19 protein-coding genes and 1 tRNA gene are annotated in these 18917 nt (G+C 67.5%); 15 read left to right on the top strand and 5 right to left on the bottom strand.

What is annotated here, in order from left to right; translation table 11 throughout:
* Window positions 1–385 precede the first annotated feature (385 nt).
* The 11 genes from AC1DU6_RS05405 (at window position 386) to AC1DU6_RS05355 (ending at window position 10889) form a co-directional block, all read left to right on the top strand.
* On the top strand, window positions 386–1720 hold the full coding sequence (locus AC1DU6_RS05405) for an ABC transporter substrate-binding protein (protein ID WP_477856258.1): 1335 nt from the start codon (window positions 386–388) through the stop codon (window positions 1718–1720).
* Between the two features lie 105 nt (window positions 1721–1825).
* A complete protein-coding gene (locus AC1DU6_RS05400; protein WP_457322105.1) occupies window positions 1826–2728 on the top strand; it encodes a carbohydrate ABC transporter permease in 903 nt (300 codons plus the stop codon).
* Window positions 2725–3768 carry a carbohydrate ABC transporter permease gene (locus tag AC1DU6_RS05395; protein WP_477856257.1) on the top strand — a complete coding sequence of 348 codons (1044 nt, stop codon included), beginning with the start codon at window positions 2725–2727 and terminating at the stop codon, window positions 3766–3768. The genes AC1DU6_RS05400 and AC1DU6_RS05395 overlap by 4 nt, the downstream gene beginning before the upstream one ends.
* A complete protein-coding gene (locus tag AC1DU6_RS05390; RefSeq protein ID WP_457322110.1) occupies window positions 3765–3938 on the top strand; it encodes a hypothetical protein in 174 nt (57 codons plus the stop codon). Before AC1DU6_RS05395 ends, AC1DU6_RS05390 begins: the two co-directional genes overlap by 4 nt.
* Before the next feature lie 5 nt (window positions 3939–3943).
* Window positions 3944–5050 (top strand): ABC transporter ATP-binding protein, encoded by a 1107-nt coding sequence (locus AC1DU6_RS05385; RefSeq protein WP_477856256.1) that lies wholly within the window; start codon window positions 3944–3946, stop codon window positions 5048–5050.
* Window positions 5043–6053 carry an ABC transporter ATP-binding protein gene (locus tag AC1DU6_RS05380; protein WP_457322114.1) on the top strand — a complete coding sequence of 337 codons (1011 nt, stop codon included), beginning with the start codon at window positions 5043–5045 and terminating at the stop codon, window positions 6051–6053. Before AC1DU6_RS05385 ends, AC1DU6_RS05380 begins: the two co-directional genes overlap by 8 nt.
* Before the next feature lie 34 nt (window positions 6054–6087).
* Window positions 6088–6282: a hypothetical protein gene (locus AC1DU6_RS05375; RefSeq protein WP_477856255.1), complete on the top strand. Its 195-nt coding sequence runs from the start codon at window positions 6088–6090 to the stop codon at window positions 6280–6282.
* Window positions 6283–6315: 33 nt separating this feature from the next.
* Entirely contained in the window at window positions 6316–6942 is a 627-nt protein-coding gene (dhaL, locus tag AC1DU6_RS05370; RefSeq protein WP_477856254.1) for a dihydroxyacetone kinase subunit DhaL, read from the top strand.
* A 22-nt stretch (window positions 6943–6964) separates the two neighbouring features.
* Window positions 6965–7948 carry a dihydroxyacetone kinase subunit DhaK gene (dhaK, locus tag AC1DU6_RS05365; RefSeq protein ID WP_477856253.1) on the top strand — a complete coding sequence of 328 codons (984 nt, stop codon included), beginning with the start codon at window positions 6965–6967 and terminating at the stop codon, window positions 7946–7948.
* Between the two features lie 7 nt (window positions 7949–7955).
* Entirely contained in the window at window positions 7956–9089 is a 1134-nt protein-coding gene (locus AC1DU6_RS05360; RefSeq protein WP_457322122.1) for an ABC transporter substrate-binding protein, read from the top strand.
* A 78-nt stretch (window positions 9090–9167) separates the two neighbouring features.
* The gene (locus AC1DU6_RS05355) at window positions 9168–10889 is read left to right on the top strand and encodes a sensor histidine kinase (protein WP_477856252.1); all 1722 of its coding nucleotides are present in this window, start codon (window positions 9168–9170) and stop codon (window positions 10887–10889) included.
* A 98-nt stretch (window positions 10890–10987) separates the two neighbouring features.
* Here the strand turns inward: AC1DU6_RS05355 and AC1DU6_RS05350 are convergent.
* Both AC1DU6_RS05350 and AC1DU6_RS05345 read right to left on the bottom strand, forming a co-directional pair.
* Window positions 10988–11077 (bottom strand) — tRNA-Ser (locus AC1DU6_RS05350).
* A gap of 30 nt (window positions 11078–11107) precedes the next feature.
* The gene (locus tag AC1DU6_RS05345) at window positions 11108–11932 is read right to left on the bottom strand and encodes a symmetrical bis(5'-nucleosyl)-tetraphosphatase (protein WP_477856251.1); all 825 of its coding nucleotides are present in this window, start codon (window positions 11930–11932) and stop codon (window positions 11108–11110) included.
* A 391-nt stretch (window positions 11933–12323) separates the two neighbouring features.
* Here AC1DU6_RS05345 and AC1DU6_RS05340 point away from each other — a divergent pair, with 391 nt between their 5' ends.
* The 3 genes from AC1DU6_RS05340 to AC1DU6_RS05330 all read left to right on the top strand — a co-directional run bounded on the left by AC1DU6_RS05340 (window position 12324) and on the right by AC1DU6_RS05330 (window position 15267).
* Window positions 12324–13631: a hemolysin family protein gene (locus tag AC1DU6_RS05340; RefSeq protein WP_477856250.1), complete on the top strand. Its 1308-nt coding sequence runs from the start codon at window positions 12324–12326 to the stop codon at window positions 13629–13631.
* The gene (locus tag AC1DU6_RS05335) at window positions 13628–14362 is read left to right on the top strand and encodes a SapC family protein (protein ID WP_056198778.1); all 735 of its coding nucleotides are present in this window, start codon (window positions 13628–13630) and stop codon (window positions 14360–14362) included. The genes AC1DU6_RS05340 and AC1DU6_RS05335 overlap by 4 nt, the downstream gene beginning before the upstream one ends.
* A 218-nt stretch (window positions 14363–14580) precedes the next feature.
* The gene (locus AC1DU6_RS05330; protein ID WP_457354439.1) at window positions 14581–15267 is read left to right on the top strand and encodes an N-acyl amino acid synthase FeeM domain-containing protein; all 687 of its coding nucleotides are present in this window, start codon (window positions 14581–14583) and stop codon (window positions 15265–15267) included.
* Here the strand turns inward: AC1DU6_RS05330 and AC1DU6_RS05325 are convergent.
* From AC1DU6_RS05325 to AC1DU6_RS05315, 3 genes are all read right to left on the bottom strand, one after another.
* Window positions 15210–15704, bottom strand: a complete 495-nt coding sequence (locus tag AC1DU6_RS05325) for a hypothetical protein (protein WP_056198770.1) — start codon at window positions 15702–15704, stop codon at window positions 15210–15212. The two genes, AC1DU6_RS05330 and AC1DU6_RS05325, sit on opposite strands and share 58 nt — an antisense overlap.
* A 57-nt stretch (window positions 15705–15761) precedes the next feature.
* Complete coding sequence (locus AC1DU6_RS05320; protein WP_457320645.1) at window positions 15762–17261, bottom strand: phospholipase D-like domain-containing protein; 1500 nt, start codon at window positions 17259–17261, stop codon at window positions 15762–15764.
* A 142-nt stretch (window positions 17262–17403) separates the two neighbouring features.
* Window positions 17404–17625, bottom strand: a complete 222-nt coding sequence (locus tag AC1DU6_RS05315) for a hypothetical protein (protein WP_477856249.1) — start codon at window positions 17623–17625, stop codon at window positions 17404–17406.
* 173 nt (window positions 17626–17798) lie between these two features.
* On the opposite strand from AC1DU6_RS05315, the gene AC1DU6_RS05310 reads away from it, so the two are divergent.
* Window positions 17799–18917 (top strand): sigma-54-dependent transcriptional regulator (locus AC1DU6_RS05310; protein ID WP_477856248.1); only part of this gene is annotated, 1119 nt, incomplete at its 3' end.

Genomic DNA, 18917 nt, shown 5'->3' with positions numbered 1-18917 from the left:
GTTCAGGACCCGGTCGACGGTGGCGGTGCTGACGCCGGCGGCCTCGGCGATCTTGGTGATGGTGACCGGGGTCGACATGGGCAGGTCAGGAAAAGAAGCCAAGAAGTAAATCCATCCCAGTGTCGTCGATTTGTCACCACGGGCCAAGCGGGGTGCGCCGGCCCTCCCTTGGCCACCTCCGCGTGCCAGGCGAGACCCATCTCACGAAGTAATTGATTGATTTAGTGTTAACCATGAGTGATTTACTTTTTGATGTGCATAAACTAGGTTCCAGGTAGTCGCTCAGGTGTTCTGGGTGGCGGCCCAAGCCGAGGCCGGCCCCGTGTCGCGCCCCAACAGCAGCCTGCGGCGCATGACCGCGGGTCCTCAAAACAGGAGACATACGATGAGCTACAACAAGAGCAAGCTGGCCGTGGCAGCGAGCGTGTTCATGGCGGCCGCGCTGGTCAGTGGTGGTGCGCAGGCCCAGCAAAAGCAGCTGACGCTGTGCTGGGCCGCCTGGGACCCCGCCAATGCCCTGGTTGAACTGTCCAAGGACTTCACCGCCAAGACTGGCATCCAGATGAAGTACGAGTTCGTGCCTTGGCCGAACTTCGCCCAGCGCATGCTCAATGAGCTGAATTCCAAGGGCAAGCTGTGCGACCTGCTGATCGGCGACAGCCAGTGGATCGGCTCCGCAGCCACCGAGGGCCACTACGTCAAGCTCAACGAGTTCTTCGACAAGAACGCCATCAAGATGAGCGACTTCGCGCCCGCCACCGTCGAGGGCTACTCGACCTGGCCCAAGGGCACGAAGAACTACTTCGCGCTGCCGGCCATGGGCGACGCCGTGGCCTTCACCTACCGCAAGGACTGGTTCGCGCGCCCTGAACTGCAGGCCGAGTTCAAGCAGAAGTACGGCCACGACCTGGTGCCGCCCAAGACCTGGGATGAGTTCAAGCAGATCGGCCAGTTCTTCCAGAACCGCGTGATCGACGGCAAGAAGGTCTACGGCGCGGCCCTCTACACCGAGCGCGGCTCCGAGGGCATCACCATGGGCGTGACCAACACCATGTACGCCTACGGCATGGAGTACGACAACCCGAAGAAGCCGTATGACATGAAAGGCTTCATCAACTCGGCAGGCGCCGCCAAGGGTCTGAAGCTCTACAAGGACCTGTACGACTGCTGCACGCCGCCGGGCCACTCCAACGCCTACATGAGTGAAGACCTGGACTCGTACAAGTCGGGCCAGGTGGCGATGCAGATGAACTTCATCGCCTTCTTCCCGGGCATCTCCAAGGACCCGCAGGTCGGCGGCGAGAAGACCGGTTTCTTCCCCATCCCCAAGGGCGACAAGCAGTTCGCGCAGCTCGGCGGGCAGGGCATCTCGGTCGTCAAGTACTCCGACAAGAAGGACATGGCGCTGGAGTACATGAAGTGGTTCGCCCAGCCGGCCATCCAGCAGAAGTGGTGGGATGGCGGCGGCTTCACCTGCCTGAACGCCATCCTCAACCAGCCGGGCTTCCGCACGAGCACGCCTTATGCGGCGGTCTTCCAGGACTCCATGAAGATCGTCAAGGACTTCTGGGCCGAGCCGACCTATGCCCAGCTGCTGCTGGCCATGCAGAACCGTGTGCATGACTACGTCGTGGCCGGCAAGGGCACACCGCAGTCGGCGCTGGACGCGCTCGAAAAGGACTGGGAAGAGGTCTTCAAGGAAGACGGCAAGCTGAAGTGACCGCAGCGCACCCGCGCGGCCGGTGACTTCGTTGACACAGCCGGCCGCGTGACGCACGGACCGGAGGGCTCGGCCCTCCGGCTTCCCTACCTCTCGGAACAGATCATGCAGACCTCACTCTCTGGTCGACAGGGCCTGTCGGACCGCACGCTGGCCTGGTTGTTCGTGGCACCAACCATCGTGTTGCTGCTGGCGTTCAACATCTTCCCGCTGCTGTGGACGATCTACCTGTCGCTCACCAACTACCGCGCCAACCGGCCCAACGCGGACACGCTCTGGGTCGGCATCAGCAACTACCAGCGCGTCCTCAATGACCCGGCGATCTGGGAAAACATGCGCGCCACCGCGCACTTCCTGGTCAGCTCGATCGCGCTGCAACTGCTGCTCGGCTTTGGCCTCGCGCTGCTGCTGAACCGGCGCTTCCGCTCGCACAGCTTCTGGAGCACCGCCATCCTGCTGCCCATGATGCTGGCCCCTGCGGTGGTGGGCACCTTCTGGAAGTATTTCTTCGAGCCGCAGTACGGCATCTTCAACTACATCATCAATTTCTTCGGCGGGCCGGGCACCTTCACCATGCTGGGTGACACCCAGCTCTCGCCCTGGGCCATCGTGCTGGTGGACACCTGGATGTGGACGCCCTACGTGATGCTGCTGCTGCTGGCCGGCCTGCGCTCCATCCCGCCCTATCTCTACGAGGCCGCCGAGATCGACCGCGCCTCGGCCTGGACCAAGTTCTGGCGCATCACGCTGCCCATGGTGATGCCCTTCATCATCCTCGCGCTGCTGTTCCGCACCATCGAGAACTTCAAGATGTTCGACCTGGTCGACCAGCTCACCAGCGGCGGTCCCGGCACGGTGACGGAATTGGCCTCGATCAAGCTCAAGCGCGAGGCCTTCGAGAAGTGGCGCACCGGCTATGCCTCGGCCCTGGCGATCATCATGTTCGTCTCGATCTATGGCCTGTCGCTGGTCGCCGTTCGATTCCTCGAGAAGGTGAAGCAGCGATGAAAACACTCGCCTCAACAAGCCCCCATGTCGGGAATGTGGGTTCGACCTCGGTCGATCTCGACCTCCTCGCGGCATCGCCCGCCGCGCCGCGCGGCCGCCCTGCGCTGACCTCGCCGCTCGAACCGAGCACGCGGTCCAAGTGGCTGGCCGGCGTGCTGGTGATCGGCTACGCCATCGTTTCTCTGATCCCGCTGGCCTGGATCTTCATGACCAGCCTGCGCACGCCGCAGGACGCGATCGCCTACCCGCCCAAGGTGGTGGCCGAGCAGTCCCTGGTGGGCTATGTCAACCTGTTCACGACCCGCTCGCGGGTCTCGGCGGAGGAGCTCRCCGCGCTGCCCCCGCCCGCGACCTGGTACGAGAGCCTGGTGCGCGACCAGCAGATGATCCTGGCCGGCCCGTCGCGCTTCATCGATCGCTATTCGAACTCGCTGCTGATCGGCTTCGGCTCGACCTTGCTGTCGGTGGTGCTGGGCACGCTGGCCGCCTATGCCTTCTCGCGCTTTCGCGTGCCGGGCAAGGACGACCTGCTGTTCTTCATCCTGTCGACGCGGATGATGCCGCCCATCGCGGTGGCCATCCCGATCTACCTGATGTTCCGCAACGTCGGGCTGAACGACACCCACCTCGGCCTGATCCTGCTGTACACGGTGGTCAACCTGTCGTTGTCGGTCTGGCTGCTCAAGGGCTTCATGGACGAGATCCCTCGCGAGTACGAGGAGGCCGCCATGGTCGACGGCTACACGCGCTGGCAGGCCTTCCTGAAGGTGGTGCTGCCGCAGGCCGCCACGGGCATCGCCACCACGGCCATCTTCTGCCTGATCTTTGCGTGGAACGAGTACGCCTTCGCCCTGCTGCTGACCAGCGGCACGGCCCAGACCTCGCCCCCCTTCATCCCCACCATCATCGGCGAGGGCGGCCTCGACTGGCCTGCCATGGCCGCGGGCACCACGCTCTTCCTGCTGCCGGTGCTGCTGTTCACCGTGCTGCTGCGCAAGCACCTGCTGCGTGGCGTGACCTTCGGAGCGATCCGCAAATGAAGCAATTCTTCCGCCGCGCGCCGTGGGAACACGGCACCACCGCGCTCATCGGCCTGGGCCTCGCGATGCTGATGCAGCCCTGGTCCATCGACATCTACAGCTACGGCTTCACGGTGCTGCTGGCCGGCGTCGTCGGCTACAGCATCGCCGGCAAGCTGCCGCAAGGCTGACCACCATGGCTGAGATCCAGATCAAGCACCTGCAAAAGCGCTTCGCCGACTTCGCCGCGGTGCACGACTCCTCACTGGTGCTCGAGGACGGCAAGTTCGTCGTGCTGCTGGGCCCCTCCGGCTGCGGCAAGACCACCACCCTGCGCATGATCGCCGGCCTGGAATACCCCACGGGCGGCCAGATCACGCTGGACGGCGTGGACGTCACCTACCGGCGGCCGCGCGAGCGTGACATCGCCATGGTGTTCCAGCTGTTCGCCCTCTATCCCCACATGGGCGTGCGCGACAACCTCGAGTTCCCGTTGCGCAACGAGGGCATCCCGCGCCCCGAGATCGACCGCCGGGTGCGGGAGGTGGCCGGCATCCTGCGCATCGAGCATCTGCTGGGCTCACGCGTGGGTGGGCTGGCCGGCGGCGACCGCCAGCGCGTGGCGCTTGGCCGCGCCATCGTGCGCCAGCCCAAGGCCTTCCTGATGGACGAGCCCCTGGGCACGCTGGACGCCGAGTTCCGCGAACTGATGTGCGTGGAGCTGCGCAAGCTGCACGACCGCCTGCGCACCACCACGGTCTTCGTCACCCACGACCAGAACGAGGCCATGGCCCTGGCCGACCACATCGTCGTGATGAACAAGGGCGAGATCCTGCAGGCCGACGACCCGCAGGGCATCTACAACTTCCCGTCCTGCGTCTTCGTGGCGCGCTTCATCGGCCGCCCGCCAATGAACCTGCTGGACCTCAGCGGCGCCGTCGAGATGGGCACCGCCCAGGTCCGCCTGGATGGCCGCATGGTCGACGTGCCCCAGGTGCTGGCCCCCGCCGCGCGGGCGCTGCTGGGCATACGCCCCGAGCATGTGCGCCTGCTGACGCCGGGCGAAGGCCTGGCCGGCGAGGTCGCCGGCGTCGAGTACTTCGGCTCGCATTGGGTGGCTGAGGTCCGCACCGACGCCGGCCCGCTGAAGGCCGTTGTCGACAAGGCCAGGCGGCCCGAGGCCGGGGAGCGCGTCGGCGTGGGCTTCGATGCCCACCGCGTCATCCTCTTCGACGCCGGCACCGAGCGGCTGCTGCCCAGCGCCACCACCATCGCCCACCGACCGAGCATGCGCCATGGCTAGCATCACACTTCAAAGCGTCACCAAGCGATTCGGCGACGTCACTGCCGTCGACGGCCTGGACCTGGACATCGCCAACGGCGAGTTCTTCGTGCTGCTCGGCCCCAGCGGCGCGGGCAAGACGACCACGCTGCGCCTGATCGCGGGCCTCGAGACGCCCGACACCGGCCGTGTGCGGCTCAACGGCGCCGACATGACCAGCTCGGCACCTGCCCAGCGGGACTGCGCCTTCGTGTTCCAGCAGTACTCGCTCTATCCCCATCTGAGCGTCTACGACAACATGGCCTTCCCCTTGCGGGCACCGATGCGCCGCATCGACGAGGCGGAGATCCGTCGCCGCATCGAGCGGGTGGCCGCGGTGCTGCACATCGAAGGCAAGCTGCAGCGCAAGTCCACCGCCCTGTCCGGCGGCGAGATGCAGCGGGTGGCGATCGGGCGGGCGCTGGTGCGCGAGCCTCGCGTCTACCTGATGGACGAGCCGCTCTCCTCGCTGGACGCCGGCCTGCGCGAGGAGCTGCGCGTCGAGCTCAAGCGCCTGCAGCGGGCCAGCGGCGCGACGGTGGTCTACGTCACGCATGACCAGGTCGAGGCCACCACTCTGGCCGACCGCATCGCCATCCTGGAGCGGGGTCGCATCGAGCAGGTGGGCACGCCCGCGCAGATCTACGACCAGCCCGACTCGATAGAGATTGCCCAGCGGCTGGGCTCGCCCGCGGTCAATGTGCTGCCGGTGGCCTGGTTCGCCGGCCGCCCCGACCCGCGCGCCGCCCATGTGGCGATACGCCCGGAAGACGTGCAGATGTCCGTCGCCGACGGCGAGCAGGCCTTTGACGTCATCGAGTGCTCGCTGGTCAAGCACCTGGTGGTGGCGGAGCGCGCCGGCATCGAGGTCCGTGCGCGGGCCCTGCTCGACCACGCCGTGCTGCCCGGCTCACGCGTGCAGCTGGCCTTCCCTGGCGAGCGCTGCATGTTCTTTGACGCCGCGGGCCGGCGCCTCGCGGGCTGATCGCCCGCCGATCGTTCGCTCAAGGAGACCCACCATGAACGAGTCCTACCAGCTGTACTTCCGCTCCCTGTTCAACGCTGGGCACGCCTTCGTCTTTCCCTGCGACGCCGCGGGCCATGTCGACCTGGACGCCCTGAGCGAGCGGGCCCGCGTCAATTACCTGTTTGCCAGAACCGCGGTGGGGCGCGAGTTCACGGCACCCGATGTGCAGCCCCGCGCCATTCACTGAGCCGCCACCCCATCCGAAAGACAAGGAGACAACATGAACACCCTCATGATCACAGAGGCGCTGACAGCGGTTCAGCGCGCCATTCTCGAAAACGAAGCGCAGATCGAATCCCTCGACCGCGCCATCGGTGACGGCGACCACTTCATCAACGTGCGCCGCGGCTGCGAGGTGCTGGTGGCCATGAGCCCCGGCCTCAAGGATCTGCTGCCGGGCGCCGCCCTGCACAAGATCGGCATGAAGCTGCTGGGCACCATCGGTGGTGCCTCGGGGCCCCTGATCTCGGGCTTCTTCATGGCCATGGGCCAGTCGCTGGAAGGCGTCGCCGCGCCGGACCGCCGCCAGTTCGCCACCGCCTTCGCCAGTGGGGTCGACGCGATCAAGCAGCGCGGCAAGGCCGATGTCGGCGAGAAGACCATGCTCGACGTGCTGATCCCGGTGTCGCGGCTGCTGCTCAAGCTCACCGACGAGGACACGCCGCTGGCCGAGATCTGCGCCCAGCTGAAGAGCGAGGCGACGCACAACATGCTGGCCACCCGCGACATGGTCGCGAGCAAGGGCCGCGCCTCCTTCCTGGGCGAGCGGGCGCTGGGCCATATCGACCCGGGCTGCAAGACCTGCGAGGTCGCGATCAGCGCCGTCTGCGACACCGTGCTTCAGTGAAGTGCCAACCCCCGGAGACATCATGAAGAAATTCATCAACGACATCGACTCCGTGATGCGCGAGTCGCTCGGCGGCATGGTCGCTGCCCACCCGGAGCTGTTGCGGGTCGAGTTCGAGCCCACCTTTGTCGCGCGCGCCCAGCGGGCCGAGAAGAAGGTGGCCCTGCTGTCGGGCGGAGGTTCCGGCCACGAGCCCCTGCACGCGGGCTTCGTTGGGCGCGGTATGTTGGACGCGGCCTGTGCCGGGCAGGTCTTCACCTCGCCCACGCCCGACCAGATGCTGGCCGCGGCGGCCGCGGTCCACACCGGGCGCGGCGTGCTCTTCATCGTCAAGAACTACGCCGGCGACATGATGAACTTCCAGATCGCCAGCGAGATGCTCGACCTGGAGAACGCCACCGTGCTGGTCAACGACGACGTGGCGATCGAGGACTCCAAGCACACCACCGGCCGGCGCGGCGTGGCCGGCACCCTGATGGTCGAGAAGATGGTGGGTGCCGCTGCCGAGGCCGGCGCCTCGCTGCAGGAATGCAAGGCCATCGGCGACCGCGTCAACGCGGCCACGGCCTCGATGGGCGTGGCCTTCACCAGCTGCACCGTGCCCGCGGCCGGGCGCGCCACCTTCGACATCGGCGACGACGAAATGGAGATCGGTGTCGGCATCCATGGCGAGCCGGGCCGGCGGCGCGACAAGATCAAGCCGGCCGGCCTGATCGTCGACGAACTGCTTGGCGCCATTCTGGCCGACCTCAAGCCCGCCCGAGGCCGCGAGGTGCTGCTGCACGTCAACGGCTTCGGCGGCACGCCGCTGATGGAGCTCTACCTGCTCTACCACTGCGCGGCCGAGCGGCTGCTCGCCCAGGGCCTGAAGCCGGTGCGCTCGCTGGTCGGCAACTACACCACCTCGCTGGAAATGGCTGGCGCCTCCCTGACCGTCACCCTGCTCGACGAGGAATTGAAGTCGCTGTGGGATGCGCCCGTGCACACGGCCTCCCTGCGCTGGTGAGATCCCCATGCGCCGCCGTCACCTTTGCCTGGGCCTCCCGGCAGCCGCGCTGCTCTCGCTGCCGGCGCGCCGTGCCTGCGCGAGCGAGCTKCCGCCGATTCGGCTGGGCCAGTCGGCGCCCATCAGCGGGCCGCTCGCCCAGGTGGGCCTGGCGGTGCGGGACGCGGCGCGCGCTGTGTTTGCCGACGCCAACGCCCACGGTGGCATCGCGGGCCGGGCGATCGAGCTGATCACCCTGGACGATGAGGACCGCGCGGAACGCAGCGCCGTCAACGTCAAGCTGCTGGCCGCCCAGCACCAGGTCATCGCCCTGTTCGGCTTTGTCGGCGCGGGCGCCCATCGAGCCGGCGCGCGCGGCGCGGCGCAGGAGGGCCTGCCCTATGTGGCCGCCTTCAGCGGTTCGCAGGAGCTGCGCTCCGGGGTGCTGCCCCACATCTACAACCTGCGCGCCGGCCATGTCGACGAGGTGGAGTACATCGTGCGGCACACGCGCGAGGTCGGCATCCGGCGCGTCGCGCTGCTGTCCGAGTACAACTCGCAGGGCTGGGAGCTGCGTGACGCGCTGCTGGCCTCCATCGAGGCGCGCGGCGACCAGGTGGCCTCGATCAGCAGCGTGGACCATGAAGGCAGCCGCTACAGCCTGCCCGGCGCCGTCGCCTCGGTGCTGGCCGGCGCCCCCCAGGCCATCCTGCTGGGCTCCGACTACGTGGCCAGCGCCCGCTTTGTCGATGCCGTCCGCGAGGCCGGCTACACGGGGCTGTTCTATACCCTGTCCACGGTCGGCGGCAATGCGCTGATGGAGCTGCTGGGCGCGCGGGCCGTGGGCCTGTCCGTCACCCAGGTGGTGCCCTTCCCGTGGACGTCGTCCTCGGTGATCGGCCACCAGTTCCGGACCTTTTGCACCCGCCACAAGCTCGAAGCCTCGTTCGCCAGCATGGAGGCCTACCTGGGTGCGAGCCTGCTGGTCGACGCGTTGCGCCGCGCCCGTGAGCCGAATCCGGCCCGGCTGGCTGAGGCCCTGGACACCCTGCCGCCGCGCGATTTCGGCGGCTTTGTGGGGGCCTTCTACGGCAGGACCCGACGCGCCCCGGCGCAGATCGACCTGGCCGTGTTTTCGCGCAACGGGAGGTTCATCAAATAGGCGGGGCAGATCCAAGACACAGGGGGCAAACATTGGGCAGTGGCTGGGGCTTGAAGACCCCGGCATGAGGAAACAGCGATGTGCATCAAAGTCGAAGCTGACGAGAGGCTGCGGTCGCAGATCCACCCGAGTGTGGATGCGGGGGCCGCCGAGCCGGCCGGCTCCACCTGGGCGATGGTCGAGCGGGCCCGGCAGGCCGCGGGTGCGGCCGCGGCGCTCATGTGCACCCGCGCCGATGGGGTCACGGTCGTGGCCGGCCTGTTGCCGGTATCGGCCCAGGGGCTGGTCGAGGCGCTGGCCATGATGGGGACGGCCGTCAAGCCCGGTCAACGTGCTGGCATCGAGCTGCGCAAGAGCTGGGGCCATCAGGTCTGCCAGGAGATGTTTGCCTTGAAGCGCCGCTTTGGCCTGCTCGACCTGTCGCTGCTGGAATGGCCCGACGACCCGGCACTGCCCGGCGCCTGGATGGCGCTGGTGAACCTGGGTCATGAGGGCGCGGGGTGGGTGGACTGTGCCCAGTTGCGCGCCATCGCGGAGTCGCTGGGCGAGCGCTGCCTGCTGCAGGCCCGCATGCAGGAGGCGACGCGCCAGACGCAGCGCCTGCAGGACGTGGCCCGTGCCTCGGGCGACTGGAGCTGGGAGACCGATGCAGACCTGCGCTACAGCTGGGTGCAGGGGGCGGTGGCCGGCGAACTGCCCGCCCTGATCCAGGCGCCGGCCGTTGGCGAGTCCATTCCGTCGGGCCTGGTCGTCAACTGGCTCGGTGAGCCCGAGACACCGCTGCGCGACTTCCACTCGGTGCTGCGCCAGGGCGAGGCCTTTGTCCGCCTGGTGGCCGCGGAGTATGCRCAGGGACGGTTGCGCTATGTGTCGCGCAGCGCCGTGCCCATGCGCCATGCCGATGGCCGCCTGCTCGGCTTTCGCGGGTCGACGCGCGACGTGACCCAGAGCCTGGAGGCCAAGGTGCAGGTCTGGCGTCGCGACGAAGCCCTGCGCCTGGCCAAGGAGCAGGCCGAGGCCAGCAGCCAGGCCAAGTCGCTGCTGGTCTCCAAGGTGAGCCACGAGCTCAGGACACCGCTGAACGCCATCGTCGGCCTGACTCAACTGATCCAGATGAGGGCAGGGCCMACGGGCAACAGCGCCGTGGAGCAGTGGGTGGCCCAGATTGCCAAGACCGGCTGGCATATGGTGGACGTGCTGGACATGCTGATGGAGCTCGGGCGCGCGGGGTCGGTGAGCGCGGCGCTGGCGAGCCGGCCGCTGGACCTCGCGGCCGTGGTGCGTGATGCCATGCAGATCGTCGAACGCGACGCCCAGGCGCGCTGCATCGACATCGCCTTCGACGACCCGCTGCCCGTGCCGGTGCTGGGTGACCGCCGGGCCCTCTGCCAGGTGGTGGTGAACCTGCTGACCAATGCCATCAAATACAACCGGGAGGGTGGCTGGATCCGGCTGAGCGTCAGCCGAGGGTCGGTGTCACGCCTGCTGATCCAGGACAGCGGGCCGGGCTTGAGCGCCGAGCAGCTGGCGCGCCTGTTCCAGCCCTTCGAACGGCTGGGGGCGGAAACCTCCGACGTGGCCGGCCACGGCATCGGGCTGCTGATCTGCAAGGAGTTCGTGGCGGCGATGCAGGGCACCCTGGAGGTTCAGAGCGCGCTGGGCCAGGGCACCAGCTTCACGCTGCTGCTGCCGGCGCCGGTGCCGGTGCCGCAGCCAGCTGGTGTCGCGCAGGAGAGCCTGACGGAATGCGCCGCGGCGGCAGTTGAAGCGGGACCGCGGGAAGAGGGCGCGCGATCCTGAGGGCGGGTGGAAAGAGCCCGGCACGTTGAACTTGAGACTTGCATCTGGTGCAAGTCAATGCTTCAAGTTGCACAAGGGCGTTAGTCACCTAGAACAGGTGGCGGAAGCGGTGAGATTCGAACTCACGGAAGGCTCACACCTTCGACGGTTTTCAAGACCGTTGGATTAAACCACTCTCCCACGCTTCCAGCGGGACGCGCATTCTACGGTGCCTTGGCTCAGCCGCCCGGCTGCTGCGCCTGTTCGCAGTCCACCTGCACGATCTCACGCCGCAGGCCGTCCACCCGCGCCGCCGTCAGCTTGCCACCCCAGACGCAGCCCGTGTCCAGGCMAAGCAGGTGCGGCTGGTCCAGCAGCCCCAGCGTCGACCAGTGGCCGAAGGCGATGGGCGTGTCGGCGGTCTTGCGGCCCGGCACGTCGAACCAGGGCCTGAAGCCTTCAGGTGCCGCGCCGGCGCCGTCCTTGGTCTTGAAGTCCATCTCGCCGTCGGCGCTGCAAAAGCGCAGCCTCGTCAGCGCGTTGACCGTGAAGCGCAGCCGCGCGGTGCCGGCGAGGTCGGGGTCCCAGCGCGCCGGCTCGTTGCCGTACATGGCGTGCAGGAAGTCGGGCAGGGCAGGGCCGCGCAGCACGGCCTCGACGTCGGCCGCCAGGTCCAGGGTGTCGTCGCGGCTCCATTGCGGCACAACGCCGGCGTGCACCATCAGCCAGCCGGCCTCGTAGACGGCCATGCGCTGCTGGCGCAGCCAGTCCATCAGCGCCTCGCGGTCGGGGGCGGCGAGGATGTCGTCCAGCGTGTCGCCCCGGTGCGGGCGGCGCACGCCGTGGTGGGCGGCAAGCAGATGCAGGTCATGGTTGCCCAGCAGGCAGGTCGCCGTCTCGCCCAGGCCGGCCAGGCGGCGYAGCGTCGTCAGCGAGGCCGGGCCGCGGTTGACGAGGTCACCCAGCAGCCAGAGGCGGTCGCGTGACGGGGAGAAATCGATCTGCTGCAGCAAGCGCTCCAGCGCGTCGCAGCAGCCCTGGAGGTCGCCGATCAGGTAGTTCATGTGCGGATTGTCCCGGTCCTGGGGCTCTGCGCGGCAGAGGGCGTGGCCCGCGTTGAGGCTGGCAGGGACGCAGGTTAGGCGCGAGGAGGCCGCGGGTGCTGACCCGCAACGACGAGCAACAACACATGCGCCCCTGCCAGTCTCAACCCGGAGGGCCGGGGCGATTTGCGGGGCCATGCATCGTTGCCGGCTCGTAGTGGGGCTCGCCCCACGGCCTCGCCGACGCCTAGCCTGGCCCCGCAACTCGCCCCGGCGCGAGCTACGCCCTCTGCCGCGCAGACCCCAAAGCGAGGGATCGCACGGTGGGTTTGGTCATGGCCTTCTGATAGTCTCCCGGGCTTCGTTTTTGCCTTGCGCCACCTGGGGTTTTCCCCGGGGTCTGGCGCCTTCGATGGATACCGCTCTCGTTCTCTTTCTGATCCTGATCAACGGCCTGTTCGCGATGTCGGAGATGGCGCTGACCGCCAGCCGCAAGGCGCGGTTGCAGGTGATGGTGGAGAGTGGCGAGGGCGGTGCGCAGGCCGCGATGGACCTGCATGACAACCCGACCAAATTCCTGTCGACGGTGCAGATCGGCATCACCGGYATCGGCGTGCTGAACGGCATCGTCGGCGATGCGGCCTTCTCCGGCCCGCTGTCGCGCTGGCTGACTGAGAGCTTCGGCTTGAACCCGCATGCCACCGACATCGCCGCGACGGCGCTGGTCGTCATCATCATCACGCTGCTGACCATCGTCTTCGGCGAGCTGGTGCCCAAGCGCATCGGCCAGATCTACCCGGAGACGGTGGCCCGCCTCGTCGCGCCGACGATGAACTTCATCTCCATGGCCGCGCGCCCGCTGGTGAAGGCGCTGAGCTTCATGACCGAGGCGACGCTGGGCCTGCTGGGCTTGCGCAACAAGGGCCAGCGCGGTGTGACGGAAGAGGAGATCGCCGCCAGCCTGGAAGAAGGCCGCGACGCCGGTGTCATCGAGGAGCATGAGCACCAGATGGTGCGCAACGTGTTCCGCCTGGACGAGCGTCAGGTCGGCTCCATGATGATTCCGCGGGCCGAGATTGCCTGGCTGGAGGTTGATGCGACGCCGGCCGAGGTGCTGGCCGTCTTGCGCGAGCATGGCTTCAACCGCTACCCGGTCTGCCGCGGTGGCCTGGGCGAGGTGCTGGGCGTGGCCAATGCGCCGGCGCTGCTGGCCGGCATGCTGGAGGGCTTGCCGCTGGACCTGATGGCGGGCCTGGAGCCGCCGCTGTTCGTGCCCGAGACGTTGTCGGGCATGGAGCTGCTGGAACATTTCCGCGTGTCGGACGCGCCCCTGGTCTTCGTCGTCGATGAGTACGGCGAGGTGCAGGGCGTGATCGCCGTGCGTGACGTGCTGGAAGCCATTGCCGGGGAGTTCAATGCCCCGAGTGACGGTGACGCCTGGGCGGTGCAGCGCGAGGACGGGAGCTGGCTGATCGACGGCCTGATCCCGGTGCCCGAGCTGAAGGACCGCCTGGAGCTGAAGGAACTGCCCGAAGAGGACCGTGGGCGCTACAACACCCTGGCCGGCATGATCATGCTGTTGCTGGGGCGCTTGCCGCGCACGACCGATGTCGTGGAGTGGAACGCGTGGAGATTCGAGGTCGTGGACCTCGATGGYAAGCGTGTAGACAAAGTGCTGGTCAGTCGTCTGGCCGAGGAAACTGGAGAGAGAGAAACATGAGCAACCCCCCGATGTACGGCGAAATGCAGCCGCTGGATCGTGACGTCCACAAGAACCTGAAGCTGGACACCGACCAGTCCGTCGTGAGCCGCGTGGCCGATCAGAACTCGGTCTTCCTCGCCGCCGTCGAGTTTGCCGACGCCTGCAAGGAATACCCGATCGTCTTCGTGCGCGCCGGCAGCCCCGGCCCGGATGGCAAGCAGCCCGTCGCGCCTCTGGCCGTGCTGGGCCTGCGCGCGGGCTCCAACCTCTTCGTCGAGGGCGACAAGTGGACCGGTGGCTACGTGCCCGCCTATGTACGCCGTTATCCCTTCGTGATGGCCCGCATGGACGAAAGCTCGAACAGCATGGCCGTCTGCTACGACATGAAGTGGCCGGCCTTCAACGAGACGACCGGCGAGGCCCTGTTCAAGGACGGCCAGCCGACCGAGTTCCTGCTGAACGCCAAGGCCTTCCTGGAAAACTTCGAGCAGGAAGCCGAGCGCACCCGCCTGATCTGCAACCTGCTCGTCGAGATGGACCTGCTGCAGGACATGCGCTTCGAGGCGACCTTGCCCAACGATGAAAAGCTCGACGTCGAGGGTTTCATGGCCCTGGACGAGAAGAAGTACGCCGAGCTGGCCGACGACAAGGTGCTGCAGCTGCACCGCAACGGCCTCATCGCGATGATCGAGATGCACCGCCTGTCGTTGACCAACATGAACCGCCTGGTGGGCAAGTACGTGGTCTGATCCCGCAGCGCCTTCGCTCCCGAGGCCACGCCGCGCGTGGCCTTCTTTCTTGCCGTGGTCCCCGAATACCAGGGCGCGGTCGTTGTCGCATTTCTCGGCGACAGGGAAATCCCTGATCCCCCCGATTTAGATGTATCGGTCTGTGAGCTTCAATGAAATGCGTCATTTCAATCCCTAGACTCCGCCGCTCGGTGCGTTGGGCACCAAGGATGTAGTCGATGACGCCCATGTTCGAAGAAAGCCGCCGCACGCCGCTGAATCCCTTCGGCGGACCGCCGCTGGAGCTCAACAGCGATTTCGGAGCGTTGGAGGGTGACGCCTACGAGCTCGTCGAGCGACGCTATGGCGATCGCGGCCTGGCGGTGAAGCGGGAGACCTACACCAGCCGCAAGGAAGATGGCGACATCATCTGCACGGCGCGCAACGGCGACAACATCATCGGCACGCTGTCGGTGCGTTTTGACGGTGCCGGCGGCCTGCACGCCGACCTGCTCTTCGAATCCGAGCTGGCCGAATGGCGTTCCGCCGGCGTCAAGCTCTGCGAATTCGGCCGGCTGGCTGTGGACAAACATGCCTTCGAGCCCAAGCGGGTGCTGGCCCAGGTGTTTCACCTCGGCTATCTGCACGCCCACCGTCGCGCGCGTTGCGATCGCCTCATCATCGAGGTCAACCCGCGCCACGTCGCCTTCTACCGTCGCTGGCTGGGCCTGCTGCCCTACACGGCGGCCCGGCACAACCCGCGCGTGAACGCGCCGGCTGTGCTGATGAGCATCGATCTGGCGACCGTGCGCGAGCAGATCGCCCTGTGGGGCGGCCGGCCCGAGCTGCTGACCCAGGCCCGTTGCCTTTATCCGTTGGCTTGGGACGAGGCCACCGAGGCCTCCATGCTGGCCAAGTTGAGCTGAGCGGTCAGCAAGGTCCGCCCTGGCGCCATGCCAGCCAGCTGCTCCGCGGCAAGCGGCGCAGTGGCGAATTCCTGCTGCAGGCGCTGCAGCAGATCATCACGATCCGGCGGCGGCGCACCGCAGGACGTGCGTGCCGCGATGGCACGATCCAACGCCCCTTCCAGACCATTGCATTGCACCGAGAACGAGGTGTGGTGAGGCTGACCATGCTGGTCGGTCCAGGTGGCCACGACGCGCAGCACCGGTCCGATCGTGCGTGTCACCCATTCAAAGCGTATGCCGGCGGTGCGTGTGCGGCTGCGCCGCATCAGCCGGCCCGTGCTGCTACCGCCCGGCCGGCGTGCGCGCTCCAGGCGCATGTCGTTCAGGAAGCGCCCGGCCGCGCCCATGGCGGTGGCTTCGGTCATGGAGGAAGTGCCCATGAGGTCAATCGTCATCGCAGAACTCCGAGTTGCTGAATAAACCCGCCGGTCTGTGGCAAACGGGATGCCAGCTCAAAGCAATGGCTCCACCAGGCGGGCAAAGCCCTGCAGCAGGCGCTGGCCCAGGCCGCGCTTGGCCCATTGCGTCGCGTCGATGTGCTGAGATACCTGCAGGTCGCGGGCGAACAGCGCCTGCATCTGCTGGCCGAAGTCGTCGCCGAGGACGATGACGTCGACCTCGTTGTTGCCGACGATGCTGCGCCAGTCGAGGTTGCTCGAGCCGACGCTGGAATAAACGCCATCCACGACGGCCGTCTTGGCGTGCATGACGGACTCCGTCATTTCGTGGATCTGCACGCCGGCTTCCAGTAGCTGGGCATAGCGCGAACGCGCGGCGTGCAGCACCATGGCGACGTCGCTGCGGCCCGGCAACACGAGGGAGACGGCCACGCCGCGGCGGGCCGCGTCGCACAGGGCCCGGATGAGCTCGGGCCCGGGTGCGAAATAGGCCATGGTCAGCTGCACGCTGCGCTGCGAGGCATCGATGGCGTGCAGCAGCGCCGTGTAGCTGGGGTTGATGCCATTGGCCGGATCGCCCGCCACCAGCTTGACGACGCGCTGCCCGGGTGTGGCCACACGGGGCGGCGGGGCGGGCGCCAGTTCGCCGGGGCAACCCTGCAGGGCCCAGGATTCGCGGAACAGCACGGCCAGGGCCGACACCACGGGGCCGCGCAGCTCCACCTGGGTGTCTCGCCAGCCCTGCTTGTCGGCATCGGCCGGTGGCTGTATTGGCGCACCCTTCGCGCTGCGCGCTGTCCCGCCAGGCGGGAGCGGAGCCCCTTCGGGCGGCCGGGCGGGGCCCCTGCGGCGGGCGCTGCTGAAGGAGCCTTCGGCGTAGACGTTGCTGAGGTTGATGCCGCCGGTGAAGGCCACGTCGCTGTCGGCGGCCAGCATCTTGCGGTGGTTGCGCTGCAGCACGCCCCAGTGGCCCGGTCGCTCCAGCGGATTGATCGGGTTGAAGGCGCACACGGCGACGCCGCCCTTGCGCAGGCGGTCGAAGAAGGCGCCGTCCGTGCCCATCGAACCCAGGCTGTCGTACATCAGCGCCACGCTGACGCCCTCGGCGGCCTTGCGCAGCAGCAGCTCGCCGATCTCGGCGGCCACGCCCTCGTCCTCGATGATGTAGAACTCCACCAGCAGGCGGTGGCGGGCGGCGGCGATGGCCGCCTTCATCGCTGCAAAGGTGGCGGGGCCGTCGACCAGCAGCCTGGCCGTGTTGCCGCGCAGCAGCTGGGTGTCGCCCCTGGCTGCCAGCGCGCCGAGATGGCGTTCCAGCAGCGCGCCATTGCCCTCGTCGCGCACCCGGGCCAGGTCCCTGGCCTCGACGGCATCGGAGACGGGGCCGTCACGGCCCTGCAGGGTGACGCGGTCGGCGGTCTGGCGCGCCGACGCCGGCTGCACCTGACGTTCCTGTTCCAGCAAGGTGCCGCAGGCCACCGTGCCCGCCAGGGAGAACACCACCGCGAGGGCCCAAGCCCAACCGCCGAGGTGCCAGCCGCGAGATTGCTTCATGAGGCCCGCCAATGCACCAATGTTGAGCTCGCTAGGCAGGCGGTGTGCCCGCCCAGGCCCAGCCTGCGGAGGCCGTTGAGGTCAAGCGGCTGCAGGGAGCGGAGCAACCGGTAGAACTTGCAGCAATGCTGGCCGCACGACCTCAGGCGTCGGTGGGCGTCGGGCGACCGCCTTCGCCTTCCCAGGTTTGCACGGCGACCGGTGCTCGCGCCGAATGGGCCCTGCGACGACGGTGGCGGTGGCCATGGCAGGCTCGCCAGGCCAGCACGAGCACGGCACCCAGCGCCAGCGCGTCCAGCAACCGCGTCAACGAGAGACCGGCGGGATCATGGCAATCAGCGTCTTGTAACAAGGGGTTGCTCATGGGCGGGCATAACGTTACGGTGGGCGGCCAGCTGAGGGCAGCTGGCATGCCTGACGGGGATTACTGCTGGATACACGCCCCGGCCGGGCAAAGTTTTTCTGACGGGGGTGGAATGTGTTGAAAATGACTGCTCCCGTAGCGCCGGGTCACCGTAACAAAGCTGGAAGGAAACGATGCCGCATGCCTTGGTAGTGGACGATGACCATGATTCAGCCGCCTCCCTGCGCGAGTTGATCGCGGGCGAGCAGTTCACCGTGGCGGTCGCTCACAACTTGCGCGATGCGCGCAAGCAGCTCTCGCTGCAGCAGCCCGACATCCTGCTGCTGGACCTGCGCCTGCCCGACGGCAATGGCATGGACCTGCTGGCCGACCCCAAGCTGGTGGCCAATTCGGAGGTCGTGCTTTGCACTGGCCACGCCAATCTGGAGACCTCCATCCAGGCGCTGCGCCTGGGGGCGGCCGACTATCTCGTCAAACCCGTCAACCTCAAGCAGTTGCAAGGGGTGCTGTCGCGCATCATGAAGCCGGCGACCTTGCAGGCCGAGGTGGAGGATCTGACTGCCAATCTGGACGAGTCCGGTCATTTCGGCCATCTTTGGGGCCGCAGCGCGCCGATGAAGCGCATCTACGAGCAGATCTCGCGCGTGGCGGGTACCAGCGTGTCGGTCTTCATCACGGGCGAGTCGGGTACCGGCAAGGAGGTGGTGGCGCAAACCGTGCACGACCTCAGCCGCCGTCGCAAGCGCCCCTTCCTGGCCGTGAACTGCGGCGCGATCAGCCCCAACCTGATCGAGAGCGAGATCTTCGGCCACGAGAAGGGCAGCTTCACCGGTGCCGAGCGCCAGCACCAGGGCTTCTTCGAGCGCGCCAGCGGTGGCACTCTCTTCCTGGACGAGATCACCGAGATGCCGCTGGAGCTGCAGGTCAAGCTGCTGCGGGTGCTGGAGACCGGGCGCTTCATGCGCGTGGGCAGCACCACCAGCCAGGAGACCGACGTGCGCATCGTCGCGGCCACCAACCGCCTGCCCTACCAGGCGGTGGCCTCGGGCAAGTTGCGCGAAGACCTGCTCTATCGCCTGAACATCTTCCCGATCGCGCTGCCGCCGCTGCGGGACCGCATCGCCGACATCCCGCTGCTGGCCAACCATTTCCTGGCCGCCATCAGCGAGCAGGAGGGCACCGTGCGCCGCTTCTCGCCCGAGGCGCTGGCGACCTTGGTGGGTTACCCCTGGCCGGGCAATGTGCGCGAGCTGCGCAATGTCGTGCAGCGCGCTTATGTGATGGCCCAGGGC

This window comes from Roseateles sp. P5_B10 (assembly GCF_056400485.1).
Note: the sequence above shows the minus strand (reverse complement) of the source record. Positions and strands in the feature narration are given on the sequence as shown.